Below are 12870 nucleotides of genomic sequence, written 5' to 3' on the forward strand. Positions count from 1 at the left end.
TTCCATGTCTGCCGACGTTATAAACCGTTCGTCAACCCGCAAACACCAAAAAGCCCCGGCAATTGCCGGGGCGGAAAAAGGTATGGCTGGATGCGTCGGATCAGGAAACGGTGAATCTCGAGAGGGACTCGCGAAGCTGGTTCGATACCGTCTCCAAGCGGTTCGACAGCTGCACGAGGCCGTCGCTGATGCCAAGCTGTTCATTGCTGAGGGAAGCGACCTGCTCGGACGTCGCCGAGGCTTGTTGGGCAACCGCGCTCACGTTCGTCATGGCAAGAGTGAGCGTGGATTGCGCTTCTTCGAGCTGCCGGACGGACTCGGTCGCCGAATCCAGCCGGCTTACGAAGCCGTTCATGTTATCCTGCACCGTCATGAAGATTTCGTTCGCTTCGCGGACCGCTTCGATTTGCTCCCGGAAAATCGGGTACGCCTCCGACAGGACGGACACCGTCTCGTCGATTTCGCGTTGGATCGTTTCCACGATTTCGCCTACGACCCCGATCGATTGGCGGGATTGGTCGGCCAGCTTGCGGATTTCGTCGGCAACGACCATGAAGCCTTTGCCCGCCGCACCCGCGCGGGCCGCTTCGATCGTGGCGTTCAGGGACAGAATGTTCGTCTGCTTGGTCATGTTTCCGAGCACGTCGAGAATTTTGCGGATCGAACGGGTGCTATCCTTCAGCTTGTCCACTTTTTCGACCATCGAACGGGTCATTTCTTCGGTCTGTCCCGTCTTCTCGGTCAGCGCGCCCATGTAATCCGAACCCCTGCGGCTCGCTTCCTCGACATCGCCTGCCGCCTGGCCCATCTCCGCGTTCGAGGCGATGACGGACTGCACTTGGGTCCCGATTTGAACCGTCAAATCGCTGCCCCGCTCGGATTCGACCGCCAGGTTTGTCGCCCCGCTCGCGATTTCTTCCGTCGCGACGGCGATCTCCTTCGCCGCGCCGGCCGTTTTGCGGGATGCGTCCGTCAGGGACGTTGCCGTCTCCAGCACTTCCTGGGCGGATTGGTTCGTCTTGCGGACAAGGCCCGTGATCTCTTCCATCATGCGGTTGAAGCTATCGGCCACTTGGCCGATCTCGTCCTTCTTGCGGATCGTCGAACGGACGGTCAGGTTGCCTTTCTCCCCTTCGTTCATCAGCGTGCGAAGCTGGGCGAGGGGACGTCCGACGGACAGAAACACAAGCACGCCGATGGCACCGGCGATGAGAATCGCTACGATCGACATGATGACGGTCAGATTGCGGATTTGCTTGGCGTCCTTCACCAGCTCGGAAACCGGAATATTGCCGATCAGCTTCCAGCCGTTCGCCTCAATCGTACCGGCGGAAGACAGCGAATTGACTCCTCCTACGTCGAGGGTTTCCGAACCGTCCGGCACTTTGTTTTCGTATTTCGTCCCCAGCTTCGCATCATCCGGACCGTACACGATCGTGCCGTCGGGCGAGACGACATAAGCGGAGCCGTTCTGTCCGAACTTGACCGTTTTCAGCTCCTCCGCCAACACTTTCTCCCTGATCTCCAGCAGCAGGATCTGCGCTTTGCCTTGGTTCAGCAATCGGCCTACCGCGAACGTAGGCGACGTGCGGGTGCCGTCCATGCCCTTGACCTGGGTCGGGATCCAAACCGCCTTGCCGTTCCCTTGCTTGATCTGCTCGAGGAACGGCGATTTCATCAGACGGTCTTTGTCTAAGGAGGATCCGGTTGAAATCAGTTGGCCTTGCGGATCTCCGAGCGGAATAAGCGAGATCGATTCCAGGGAATTGTCGGCCATCGACACGCGGCTCAGCTTCTCGGTGAGCTGGCGGGCGGTGTCGAACTTCTCGAAATCGTCCGTCGATATGCCCAGCGTATTAAGCAGGCTCATGAAATCGTTGTCGGTGATGAACTGCAGCGACTGGCGCTCGTAGCCGGCCAGCAGGAGGTTCAGTTTGCCTGCGGTCTGCAGCGCTGTCTGGGCGCTTGCGTCGGCCACTTTGGACTTGATGATGGAGCTGGATTTGTTATAGGAGAAAATTCCGAGCAGCAGAACGCATACGAGGATGCTGCTGATGATCAGCAGAAACAGCTTCATGCCCACGGATCGGATCGGATTTTCGATTTTTGCGCCTTTGAACTGTTCTCCGACTTTGTGGCCCAAGCCGCCGACCGCCTCGACCCCTTCTTTCCATTTAACCGTTTTCATCAAGTCACGCCACGTTTTTTTCATTTGATGTATACCCCCCGGCTTGAGATGTGACGAATCGTTTTATTTGTGCATGAAGCAAAAAAACTGCCGAATCCCCAAGATCTGGCGTCGGGTCCGGTAAAAACGGCTTTCGTCGTCCGCGCGACGGGCATGTCGTTTTTTTCGGAAATCCATCCGGGAAAATGGAACGCATCCGTCCGGACTGACCCTTATGGCCTATCGATCTTTGGAGTAAATTCGACAGTTTCCTTTAAAATCCTCTCACTTGCGAAATAGATTTTCTTATTTTTCTCATCCCTTATCGTCCGATAGGACCTTGGCCTTACCCGGTCCGCTTCCGCATCAGATCGAGCGGCTCGACCGGATGGTCCGTCCGAAGCCGGATCGATTGCAAGGGATGCCGCGCGACGTCGAGAGCTTGCCCGTCCCTGTCCGTCATTTCGCCAATGACCTGCGAGAAGCGGCGGCCTCCCGGGCCGATGAACTCCACTTCCATGCCCGGCCTGAACGGGCTGCGTTGCTGCACCGTCGCGATGCCGGAGGCGGGATCGTACTCCGTGACGACGGCCGCGAAATCGTATGGGGCCGGTTTTTCCTCCGGCTCGTAAATATGCTCGGACGCGCCCGGCGTTCCGTAGAAGAAACCGGTATTGAGCGGGCGGTTCGCGGCTTTGCCGATTTCCTCCACCCATTCCCGGCGAAGCGTATAACCGGCGGGATCGGCGAAATAGGCGTCGATCGCCTGGCGGTACGCGTTCACGACGGACGCGACATAGTGGACGCTTTTCATCCGGCCTTCGATTTTGAAGCTGTCGACTCCCGTTTCGATGAGATCGGGCAAGTGTTCGATCATGCACAGGTCCTTGGAGCTCATGGTGAACAGATTCTGCCCGGGCTCCGAGACGGAGCGGTCGTCGGCATGCAAATCATATTTCCATCGGCAAGACTGGCAGCAGCCGCCGCGGTTGGAATCCCGGTCCGTAAAATGGTTGGACAGCACGCAGCGGCCGGACACCGAGGAGCACATCGCCCCGTGGATGAACACCTCCAACTCGATATCGACGCGCGCCTTCATTTCGCGGATCTCGTCCATCGTCGCTTCCCTGGCCAGCACGACCCGCGGAAGCCCTTCTTCCTTCCAGAACTTCACCGCCTGCCAGTTCATCGTGGACTGCTGCGTGCTCAAGTGGACCTCCAGCCGGGGCGCCGCCCTCTGGGCCGTCTCCACGATCGCCGGATCGGCCGTGATGATCGCCGAGATGCCGGCGTCTTCGATTTCGCGCAGGTAGTCGGCGATCCCGGGCAAGTCTTCCTGGTGCGCGTAAATGTTGGTGGCCACGAACACTTTGGCGCCGTACCGGGATGCGAATTCGACGCCCTGGCGCATCTGATCGATGCTGAAATTGTCGGCATTCGAACGGAGCCCGTACTTCTGTCCGCCGATATAGACCGCATCCGCCCCATAATGGACGGCGAATTTCAATTTCTCCAGGCTGCCCGCGGGCGCCAGGAGCTCCGGCTTGGCGAGTCGCACTCGCTTGCCGCCGCCGTGCGGCACATGTTGCAATAGGGTCACGATAACCCCTCCTTTCCGTCTGATTTCTTTTAGTAAACCTGTTCTTTGTACAAAAAGCCGAACCCGAGCTCGCGCTCCGGATCCTGCAGAAGGCGGATATCTTCAAGCCATGCGGGGTCCATCGCGTAAGCCGCGGGGTCTGCCGCCATGCGGTCCAGCGCCGCGCGGTAGCTTCGAAGAACGGTTTCGTTATAGGCGTCCGATTTGAGAAGCGGCTCCACGTACATGCTGTCCACCCCTGCGGCTACCAGTTCGGGAAGCGCCTCGATCAGGCAAATGTCGTCCGGGCTCATCACATGGGTGCCGGTCTCGTCCTCATAAACGGGAAAACGCTCGCCCGGCCTCTCGGTTTCGACCAGATAAAGGCTCCGGTCCGGGCCGCGCCGGACGAGAGACGCCTCGCGCCCCAAATGCTCCATGTAGCTCTGCAGCAAATTGCGGTGCGAATGGTAAATGTTCGTCATTCCGTGCACCTGCACCTGGATGTCCAGCGCGGTGCCGCGTTTGAAGCTCGCGATTTCCTCTTCGTTCAGCTCCCGGGCCAGCACGGCGCGCACCGCTCCCCGCCGGCCCCAATAGTCGGCGGCCGCCGAATTCGTCCCGGTCATTTCCGCATTCCAATGCAAGGGCAAACCCGGCGCATGCTCCCGGACGTTCAGCAGAACGGCCGGGTCCCCGAACGTGACGGCGTCGGCTCTCGCCGCGGCGACTGCCTTCAAGTAATCCGGCAGCTCCGGAAGCTCGTCGTTCCGGAACAGCTTATTCATATTGATATAGGCTTTGGCTCCGAGCGCATGCAGGCGCGAGACCGCTTCAGCCAGCTGACTGGCCGGTATCGTCCCCGGCTGCCGCATGCCGAACCTCGGTTCCCCGATGAGGACGGCGTCGGCGCCGGCGCGGATATAACGCTCCGCCTGTTCGATCGATCCGGCCGCGGTCAGCAGCTCGGGCTTTGCTGCGGAAGACATGTGTGGCACCTCCGATAAGTCCGCGACCCGGCAACCGCCCGCGATCCTGCGCCTGCAGGAATGCGGGAAGGTTGTGCCGGGTCGGGGCACGCCTGGCCGGCGCGCTGGTCGATTTACTTTTTGACGTTCCGGTTGCTGAGCTGGATGTTTCTCTGGTGCTGCTTGTAGGTGACGGCGAACAGATGCCCGTTCGTTCCGTCTTTCTTGGTGACGTAATAATAATAGTCGGTTTTGTCCGGGTACAAGGCGGCCTCGATCGATTTCAGGCTCGGGCTCGCGATCGGTCCGGGCGGAAGCCCCGCGTGCAAGTATGTGTTGTAAGGACTGTCCACCTTCAAATCCTCTTGCGTCAGCTTTTCCTTCTGTTTGCCAAGCAAATATTGAATCGTCGCGTCGATCTGCAGCGGCATTTTCTTGTTCAACCGGTTCTCGATGACGCTGGCCACGATCGGCCGCTCGTCGTCGATGACGACCTCCCGTTCGACGAGCGAGGCGATCGTCAGCAGCTGATGGAGGGTTAACCCGCGCTCCTGCATCGTCGTCTGCCAATCTTCGGGCAGCTGGTTGAGTTTCTTGTCGAGCTCCGCCAGCATCCGGTTGATAATGTCGGCCTCGGAGCTGCCCGAACGCATCTCGTACGTTTCGGGAAACAAGTACCCTTCCAGCGGAAAGCGCAGCTTCGCGTCCTGCGGGATTTGCGCCGCCCAGACGGATCCGGACCAAACGGCCGGGTTCGCCGCCGCCTGCAGGAACGCGTCCTTCTTGGCCTGCCCGGCTTGCGCGAGCCGGTCCGCTATCTGTTGGACCGTAAAACCCTCGGGAATCGTGAACCGGAACGTTGCAGCGGCCACGATGTCGCCGTGGTTCAGCTTATCCACGATCTCTTCCCGCGTCATGCCCGGCGTCAGCTCGTACACGCCCGCCTGGAACCTGGCGCCCTCTCCCTTCAGCTTCAACCATCCGCTGAACAGCTTGGCGTCGCGGATCAACCCGCTGGCTTGCAGCACTTCCGCCACTTTCTGGGCGCGCATGCCTTTGTCGATCGTGACCCGGACCGGAGTACCCGAAGGTGCCGTCGGACGAAGGCCGTTCCATACGTATAAGAATGCGCCCCCGGCAACCGAGAGAACGAGACCCAAAGCGATCAGAAAAGACCACAGCATGACGCGGGGCTTGCGCGCCGGCGCTTCGTCCCCCGGCTCTTCCTCCGGTACTTCCGGCGCTGCCGCATACCGGACGGAGCGGCTGCGCACTCCCGCGGATGGTTCCTCCTCGAACGTTTCCTCCGCCCTGCCCCCGTCTTCCGCACCCGAATGTTCTTTGAATGGCTCTTTGCCGTATATGGATTTCCATCCTTCCGGCCTGGATCCGTTTTGTCTGTCCACGTCATTTCCCCCTAGAGCCGGCTCCGGACACGGCCAAAAAGAGCGGTTGCCCGCTCTTCATGATACACGATTCAGGGCCGTTCGTCGCTGCCGAATTGCATGTCGTCGTATGCTTCGGCCGCACGCTCCCACTCTTCGTCGTCCTCCACCGTTTCGAGCTGAAGGCGATCTTCTCCGTCCTCGCTTACCCGAAAGACCTCGATATCGCCTTCCTTTCGCATGGATTCCGATTGGAGCACCGCGTACCGGCGCCCCCCGATCATAAGCTCGGCCATGATGCGATAGGCTTCCGGCGCGCCGCCGTCCCCTTCGAGCTCCACGAAATCGCCGAAGGCTTCCTTCAAGGTAGAAGGACCGATCCGTCCGTTTCCTTCCTGCGTCAAACCGGCAACCTCCCGCCTCGGATCAGCTTTTGCCCTGCGCGTCTTCTTCGGCTTCGCCGAATTCGCTCATCAGGGTGTTGAACGTCTCCTCCACGATATCCCATTCTTCCTGCTCCTCGATCGGGAACAGCTGGATTTCGTCATTCTCTTCCTCATAGCGGAACGCGAACACTTCCTGCTCTTCGTCGGTGTCCTCTTCCGCCGGGACGACCATCAAATATTTGCGGTCGGTTCCGTCATCCAGTTCAAACCGCATGATGACTTCGAAGGCCTCTTCGTTGCCCTCGTCATCGGGAATGTAAATGATCTCCGCCTCTTCCTGCGGAATCCGTTCGTCCGCCATCTCGATTCCTCATTTCCCTCGGGAGTCCAAATAATTTTGCAGCAGCAGGGCCGCCGCCATTTTGTCCACCACCATCTTGCGTTTGCGGCGGCTGACGTCCGCCTCGAGCAGCGTGCGGGTCGCCGCCACCGTGGTGAGCCGTTCGTCCCAGAGATGAACGGGCAAAGATAAGTTTTGCCTTAATTCCTCCGCGAATGCCATGCAAATTTCCCCACGGGGACCGACGGTGCCGTTCATGTTCTTCGGCAGACCGACGACGATCTCTTCCACCCCGTGCTCCTTCACCAGCTCGGCGATGCGTCGGATGTCTTCGCCTTCCCGCTTGCGCTCGATCATTTCGAGTCCCTGCGCCGTCCAGCCGAAAGCGTCGCTAAGCGCTACCCCGATGCGCTTGTCGCCGTAATCCAAACCCAGAATCCTCATTCCGTTACCGCTGCCGCTGAAGATAAAAGCGAACGAGTTCCTCGATGAGTTCGTCGCGTTCTTTTTTCCGGATCAGGCTTCTCGCGTTGTTATGTCGGGGAATGTAGGCCGGATCCCCCGACAGCAGGTAGCCGACGATCTGGTTGATGGGGTGGTAATCTTTCTCCACGAGCGCGTCGTGCACCTGGAGCAGAATGTCCCGTGAGGACAACTCCTGCGGATCCGCCACGACATCGAACTGAACCGTCTTGTCCATTTGGTTTTTGTCCGCCATGCTCATCTCCGGCACCTCGCTTTCGAAAATCCTGCCAATGTGACTGATTCCATCATAACATATTCAAACGCGGACAGGAAATTCGTGCCTGGCGGGAACTTTTGCCGAACGGCCGGAAGTTGCGTCGAAACCGGAAGCCTTGCGTCGATTATTCCGTCTTACGGAGCGCAATGCCCCGGATCGATTTCTCGCAAGACGGATTATCCGCCTTGCGAGAGCGGCGTTCCCAGCTTAGCCGTCAGGAGAGCTGCGCGAGCACGATCCGCTCGGCGGCTTCCAGCGCTTCGCCGAGCTTCGAAGGATCCTTGCCCCCGGCTTGCGCGAGCTCCGGCTTGCCGCCCCCGCCGCCGCCGCAAATCGCGGCGAGCTCCTTGACAAGCTTGCCCGCGTGCAGCCCGCGTCCGGTCAAATCCGGCGTCACCGCGGCCACCAGGTTCACCTTGTCTCCGTCCACGGCCCCGAGCGCCAGCACGGCCGATCCGAGCTTGGCCTTCAGCTCGTCCGCGACGCCCCGCAAGGCGTCCATGCCGCCCGCGTTCACGCGCGCCGCAAGCAAGGTGACGCCGTCTACCGTTATCGCGCGGCTGACCAGTTCGGCGGCTTCCAGCCGGCCGAGCTTGCTTTGCAGCGACTCCACTTCGCGCTGCAGCAGGCGGACGTCCGCCTGCACCGCCTCCACCCGCTTCGGCACGTCGGCCGCCGCGCTCTTAAGCAGCGCTGCCGCCTGCTTCAGCGTGCCGAACTGTTCATCCAGATAAACGTAAGCATGGCGCCCGGTCAGCGCTTCGATCCGGCGCACGCCGGAGCCGATTCCGCTTTCGCTCACCAGCTTGAACAAGCCGATCTGCGCCGTGTTCCGCACGTGGCAGCCGCCGCACAGCTCCAGCGAGTAATCGCCGACGCGCACGACGCGCACGATGTCCCCGTATTTCTCGCCGAATAGGGCCATCGCCCCCATCGCCTTCGCTTCCGCAATCGGGCGCAGGCTGATATCCACGTCCGTGCCGAGCCAAATCTGCTCGTTCACGCGGCGTTCGACGTCCGCCAATTCTTCCGGCGTAATCGCGCCGAAATGGCTGAAGTCGAACCGCAGCCGCTCCGGCTCCACAAGCGATCCCGCTTGATTCACGTGCTCGCCGAGCACTTCCTTGAGCGCCTTGTGCAGCAAATGGGTGGCGGTATGATTGCGGACGATGTCGGCTCGCTCCGCCTGATCGACCGACGCCGTCACCGTATCTCCCTTCCGGAGCGATCCCCCCGTAACGACCACCTGATGGACGTGCTGGCCGTGAGGCGCTTTGCTCATCCCGACGACGGTCGCGGTGACCCCGCTGCCCGTCAAGATGCCGCGGTCGCTCACCTGGCCGCCGCTCTCGGCGTAGAAAGGCGTCCGGTCGAGCACGACCAGAACCGTTTCGTCGTCCCCTGCCGCGTCCACGAACCGGTCGTCGGCCACGATCGCCAGAACCTTCGCCTCCGCCGTCAACGTTTCGTAGCCTACGAACTGGCTGGCTTCCGCGTAGTCCGCCAGCGCGCCCCCCTGCACTTTCATGCTTTCGGTCTCCTGGCGGGCGGAACGCGCGCGAACCCGTTGCTCCTCCATGGAGGCGTCGAAGCCTTCCCGGTCGACCGTCATCCCTTGCTCCGCCGCGTAGTCTTCCGTCAGATCGAACGGGAAGCCGTACGTGTCGTACAGCTTGAACGCGTCCGGCCCCGAAATCGCCGATTCCCCGGCCGCCTTTGCTTTCTGGCACAATTCCGACAGGATCGCGAGCCCTTCGCTCAGCGTTTCATGGAACCGTTCTTCTTCGGTGCGGATCACTTTTTCGATGAACTCGCGTTTCTCGACGACTTCCGGATAGAAATCGCCCATGATCTCCCCGACGGTGGAGACGAGTTCCCACAGGAACGGCCGGTCGATGCCGATCACTTTGCCGTAGCGAACGGCGCGGCGCAGCAAGCGGCGGATGACGTAGCCCCGTCCTTCGTTTGACGGCAGGACGCCGTCGCCGACGGAGAACGTCACGGTGCGGATGTGGTCCGCGATGACTTTGAGCGCAATGTCGGTTTCTTCGTTCGTTTTGTACTTCACGCCGGCGATGGCGGCCGTCTTCTGGATGATCGGCTGGAACAGGTCCGTGTCGAAGTTGGAATCGACATCCTGCAGAATGGACGCGAAACGCTCGAGCCCGGCTCCGGTATCGATGTTCTTGTTCGGAAGCGGCGTGTAGCTGCCGTCCTTATTGTGGTTGTACTGCGAGAACACGTTGTTCCAGACTTCCAGGAATCGCTCGTTCTCGCCGCCCGGCCAGCATTCCGGATCGTTCAGGTCGCCGTATTTGTCGCCGCGGTCGTAGAAAATTTCGGTGCAAGGTCCGCACGGGCCTTCGCCGATATCCCAGAAATTGTCGTCCTCCAGCCGGTAAATCCGCTCGGCCGGAAGGCCGATCTTCTCGTTCCACAGCCGGTAGGCTTCCTCATCGTCCTTGTGCACCGTAACCGAGATCCGGTCCGGCTCGAAGCCGATCCACTGCGGGCTGGTCAGGAACTCCCAAGCCCAGGTGATCGCCTCCTCCTTGAAATAGTCGCCGATGCTGAAGTTGCCGAGCATTTCGAAAAAGGTATGGTGGCGGCGGGTCTTGCCCACGTTCTCGATGTCGTTCGTGCGGATGCATTTCTGCGAGTTGGCGATCCGCGGGTTCTCCGGCTTCACCCGGCCGTCGAAATACGGCTTCAGCGGCGCCATGCCGGCGTTGATCCAAAGCAGCGACGGGTCATTGTGCGGAACGAGCGAGGCGCTCGGTTCGATATGGTGGCCCTTGCCGGCGAAAAACTCCAGCCATTTGGCCCTTATTTCTGCGGCTTTCATCGGTTTCATCTTGAAATTTCCTCCTTGTAATTGGGGCTTCTCCAAAAGGAATCGGAATTCGCTTCATAGCGACGCTTCACTTTTGGGGGAAAAAAATAAAACGCCCCTGACATGTCAGGGACGAATGACTTCGCGGTACCACCCTGGTTATCGCGGCTTGGCCTAAAACGTGCAGGAACCATGCGCAATCTCCTTCAGGGGCTGTAACGGACCCGACCGGCGGCTTTCAAGGCCGCGCTCCGAAACCGGCTTCCCCCGTCCTTCGCGCGAAGGTTCTTCCACCCGCGCCGCCCGATCCGGACGGACACGGAACCTTCTCTCTGTTTCGCGGTCTACGGCGTACTCATGTTTCGTCAACGCTTTCGCGGGATTGCAATTCAAACATGATTATATCGATCCGCTTTCCCCGCTGTCAAACGGTTTTTCGCCTGATGTAGTACGAAAAGACATGCTGGGCGATCACCTTCAGCGCCGCGTAAACCGGCACGGCGAGGATCATCCCGACGACCCCCGCGAGCTCCCCTCCGACGAGAAGCACGAAAATGAGGGTAAGCGGATGGACATGCATCGAACGGCCGACGACCTGCGGACTGATCACGTTGCTCTCCAGGTTCTGGCAAACCGTGTTGACGATGACGACGAACAGCACCATTTTCCAGGAAATCGTCGATGCCACGATGAGGGCGGGCAATGCCCCGAGAAAAGGGCCCAAGTACGGGATGATGTCGAACAGCGACACGAAACCCGCCATCAGGAGCGGATAAGGCAAGCCGATGATCAGGTACCCGATATACGCGAGGACGCCGATGCAGAGGGAGACGATGAATTGGCCGCGGATGTAGCTCCCCAGCGCTTCGTCTATGTCTTTGAGCAGCCGCACCGTCATCTTGCGCCTTGCCCGGGGGACGTACTGCAGCGCCGCTTTTTCGAAGAGATCCATGTCTTTCATCATGTAGAAAGCGAGAAAGGGCACGATCATGACCATGAACAACGCGTTCACGATCGCCCCCAGGTTGTTCAGGAAATCCGTCACGGCCTTCGTGAGCTGCCTCTCGAACTGCGCGACCGCGCGGTTGATCCCTTCCCGGATACTGTTCGGCATGACCATGTGGTGGTTAAAATGGTCGGCCAGCGTTTGCGCCCGCATCGTCAGCTCCGGAACGTGTTCGTTCAGCTCTTCGACCTGCTCGAGGAACATCGGGATCACGTTCATGAGGATGACGGCGCAGCAGGCGATGAAAACGGCGTAAATCAGCAGCACCGCCGCAGTCCGCGGCACTTTCCTGTCGTGCAGCAAATTGACCACCGGATTCAGCACGTACGATATGATCAGGGCGATTAGGAAGGGCGTGAGCACCGCTTTGAAAAATCCGTACACGGACCATAGCATCGGCCTTACGAGGACGAGCAGGTATAAAGCCGTCAGGCCGAGGATGACGTACACGAGAGCGGCGAACACGCGACTCTGGGCAAACCGGTTCATGACTCCACCCCCGGGACAGGCGCTCTCTCCCAGTATATGTACATGCTCCCTTCCTTAAACCTGACTAAACATGCCCCTGGGCCGTGTTCCCTATTTTGGGGTGACAACCGGCCTCCGGTTGCCCGCAATAAACAAAAACAGCCCGGCTTCCCACTTGGAGAAACCGGGCATTCTTTCGTCCCAAACGCAGCGCGTCCGCTTACATTCCGTTCGCTTGCATGGGAGCCGGAACCGTTTCGTTGAAAAACAGATCGTCCAGCGAACTGAGCGTACCGTCCTCTTCGACCTGGTAAACCGACATTTTTTCCCCGTTGACCGTCAATTCGATAAAGCAGCTCCAGCAATAATATTGATGGGAACCGATTTTCCCGATATCCTTGGAATTGCAGTTCGGGCATCTCATCATCCGTCATCACCTGTCACTTTCCGCGTTACGCGCATGTTCTCTCGTCAATACCCGCTCATAAGACGCGGGAACCAAGATGGCGTCCTCCCCTAATGTGATTTGTTCGGGCCCTTCCGGAAGCAGAAGCCTCCGCCGCCCTTCAAGCACATCGGATAGAAAACCGTCCGTCAGTTCGTAACCTATTAAAGGTGTACCCTCGGACTCTTTAAAATAAACATCGGAAATGCGTCCTAATTCCTGACCGTGTACCGTATAGACCGGCATGTCCTTCAAACGCACGACGCCGCCGTGGAAAGAACGCAGCATCTGGGATTTGTCCATTTTCACGATCGCTTGGCGGTCCCGGATGATCAGCGCGTCCTCGCCGCAGGCATCGATGTCCCGCCAGCGGATGCATTTGAAAGTTTTGCGCTGCCAAACCCGCGTGTCGAGCACGATCCCCGCCATGCTCCAAAATTCGTCGAACCATACATCCTTGACTTCTCCCGCCTTCTTCCCGCTTTGCAGCAGAACCGGCAGACCGAGCAGGGATTGGATCCTCAGCAAGCGGCATCCCCTTCGCGCAGGCG

12 protein-coding genes are annotated in these 12870 nt (G+C 59.6%); all 12 read right to left on the bottom strand.

All coding sequences use genetic code 11. The features are described from left to right. Positions 1-100: 100 nt before the first annotated feature. The 12 genes from GE107_RS02790 to GE107_RS02845 all read right to left on the bottom strand — a co-directional run bounded on the left by GE107_RS02790 (position 101) and on the right by GE107_RS02845 (position 12847). Positions 101-2212 carry a methyl-accepting chemotaxis protein gene (locus GE107_RS02790; RefSeq protein WP_255570101.1) on the bottom strand — a complete coding sequence of 704 codons (2112 nt, stop codon included), beginning with the start codon at positions 2210-2212 and terminating at the stop codon, positions 101-103. A gap of 301 nt (positions 2213-2513) precedes the next feature. After that, positions 2514-3770 (bottom strand): peptidase U32 family protein, encoded by a 1257-nt coding sequence (locus GE107_RS02795; protein WP_219638024.1) that lies wholly within the window; start codon positions 3768-3770, stop codon positions 2514-2516. Between the two features lie 26 nt (positions 3771-3796). Further along, positions 3797-4735, bottom strand: a complete 939-nt coding sequence (locus tag GE107_RS02800) for a peptidase U32 family protein (RefSeq protein ID WP_219637929.1) — start codon at positions 4733-4735, stop codon at positions 3797-3799. Between the two features lie 113 nt (positions 4736-4848). Then, positions 4849-5898 (bottom strand): endolytic transglycosylase MltG, encoded by a 1050-nt coding sequence (mltG, locus tag GE107_RS02805; protein WP_219638025.1) that lies wholly within the window; start codon positions 5896-5898, stop codon positions 4849-4851. A 293-nt stretch (positions 5899-6191) separates the two neighbouring features. Next, positions 6192-6503, bottom strand: coding sequence for a DUF1292 domain-containing protein (locus tag GE107_RS02810; protein ID WP_255570102.1), 312 nt, complete (start codon positions 6501-6503; stop codon positions 6192-6194). Between the two features lie 22 nt (positions 6504-6525). Next, positions 6526-6846, bottom strand: a complete 321-nt coding sequence (locus GE107_RS02815; protein WP_219637930.1) for a DUF1292 domain-containing protein — start codon at positions 6844-6846, stop codon at positions 6526-6528. Positions 6847-6855: 9 nt separating this feature from the next. Continuing rightward, complete coding sequence (gene ruvX / locus GE107_RS02820; RefSeq protein ID WP_219637931.1) at positions 6856-7269, bottom strand: Holliday junction resolvase RuvX; 414 nt, start codon at positions 7267-7269, stop codon at positions 6856-6858. Positions 7270-7273: 4 nt separating this feature from the next. After that, entirely contained in the window at positions 7274-7549 is a 276-nt protein-coding gene (locus GE107_RS02825; protein WP_219637932.1) for an IreB family regulatory phosphoprotein, read from the bottom strand. Positions 7550-7781: 232 nt separating this feature from the next. Further along, complete coding sequence (gene alaS / locus GE107_RS02830) at positions 7782-10412, bottom strand: alanine--tRNA ligase (RefSeq protein WP_304516450.1); 2631 nt, start codon at positions 10410-10412, stop codon at positions 7782-7784. A gap of 412 nt (positions 10413-10824) precedes the next feature. Then, on the bottom strand, positions 10825-11895 hold the full coding sequence (locus GE107_RS02835) for an AI-2E family transporter (RefSeq protein WP_219637934.1): 1071 nt from the start codon (positions 11893-11895) through the stop codon (positions 10825-10827). Positions 11896-12094: 199 nt separating this feature from the next. Further along, a complete protein-coding gene (locus GE107_RS02840) occupies positions 12095-12301 on the bottom strand; it encodes a hypothetical protein (protein ID WP_219637935.1) in 207 nt (68 codons plus the stop codon). Positions 12302-12307: 6 nt separating this feature from the next. After that, positions 12308-12847: a PRC-barrel domain-containing protein gene (locus tag GE107_RS02845; RefSeq protein ID WP_219637936.1), complete on the bottom strand. Its 540-nt coding sequence runs from the start codon at positions 12845-12847 to the stop codon at positions 12308-12310. Positions 12848-12870: the final 23 nt, after the last annotated feature.

Origin of the sequence: Cohnella sp. CFH 77786, assembly GCF_019400745.1 — a bacterium.
GTDB lineage: Bacteria > Bacillota > Bacilli > Paenibacillales > Paenibacillaceae > Cohnella.

What these genes read in the sequence shown, in the direction of transcription:
- ruvX (WP_219637931.1), bottom strand. Translation starts at nt 7,269, where the DNA reads ATGAGGATTCTGGGTTTGGATTACGGCGACAAGCGCATCGGGGTAGCG.
- GE107_RS02800 (WP_219637929.1), bottom strand. Translation starts at nt 4,735, where the DNA reads ATGTCTTCCGCAGCAAAGCCCGAGCTGCTGACCGCGGCCGGATCGATC.
- GE107_RS02835 (WP_219637934.1), bottom strand. Translation starts at nt 11,895, where the DNA reads ATGAACCGGTTTGCCCAGAGTCGCGTGTTCGCCGCTCTCGTGTACGTC.
- GE107_RS02790 (WP_255570101.1), bottom strand. Translation starts at nt 2,212, where the DNA reads ATGAAAAAAACGTGGCGTGACTTGATGAAAACGGTTAAATGGAAAGAA.
- alaS (WP_304516450.1), bottom strand. Translation starts at nt 10,412, where the DNA reads ATGAAAGCCGCAGAAATAAGGGCCAAATGGCTGGAGTTTTTCGCCGGC.
- GE107_RS02825 (WP_219637932.1), bottom strand. Translation starts at nt 7,549, where the DNA reads ATGAGCATGGCGGACAAAAACCAAATGGACAAGACGGTTCAGTTCGAT.
- GE107_RS02815 (WP_219637930.1), bottom strand. Translation starts at nt 6,846, where the DNA reads ATGGCGGACGAACGGATTCCGCAGGAAGAGGCGGAGATCATTTACATT.
- mltG (WP_219638025.1), bottom strand. Translation starts at nt 5,898, where the DNA reads ATGCTGTGGTCTTTTCTGATCGCTTTGGGTCTCGTTCTCTCGGTTGCC.
- GE107_RS02840 (WP_219637935.1), bottom strand. Translation starts at nt 12,301, where the DNA reads ATGATGAGATGCCCGAACTGCAATTCCAAGGATATCGGGAAAATCGGT.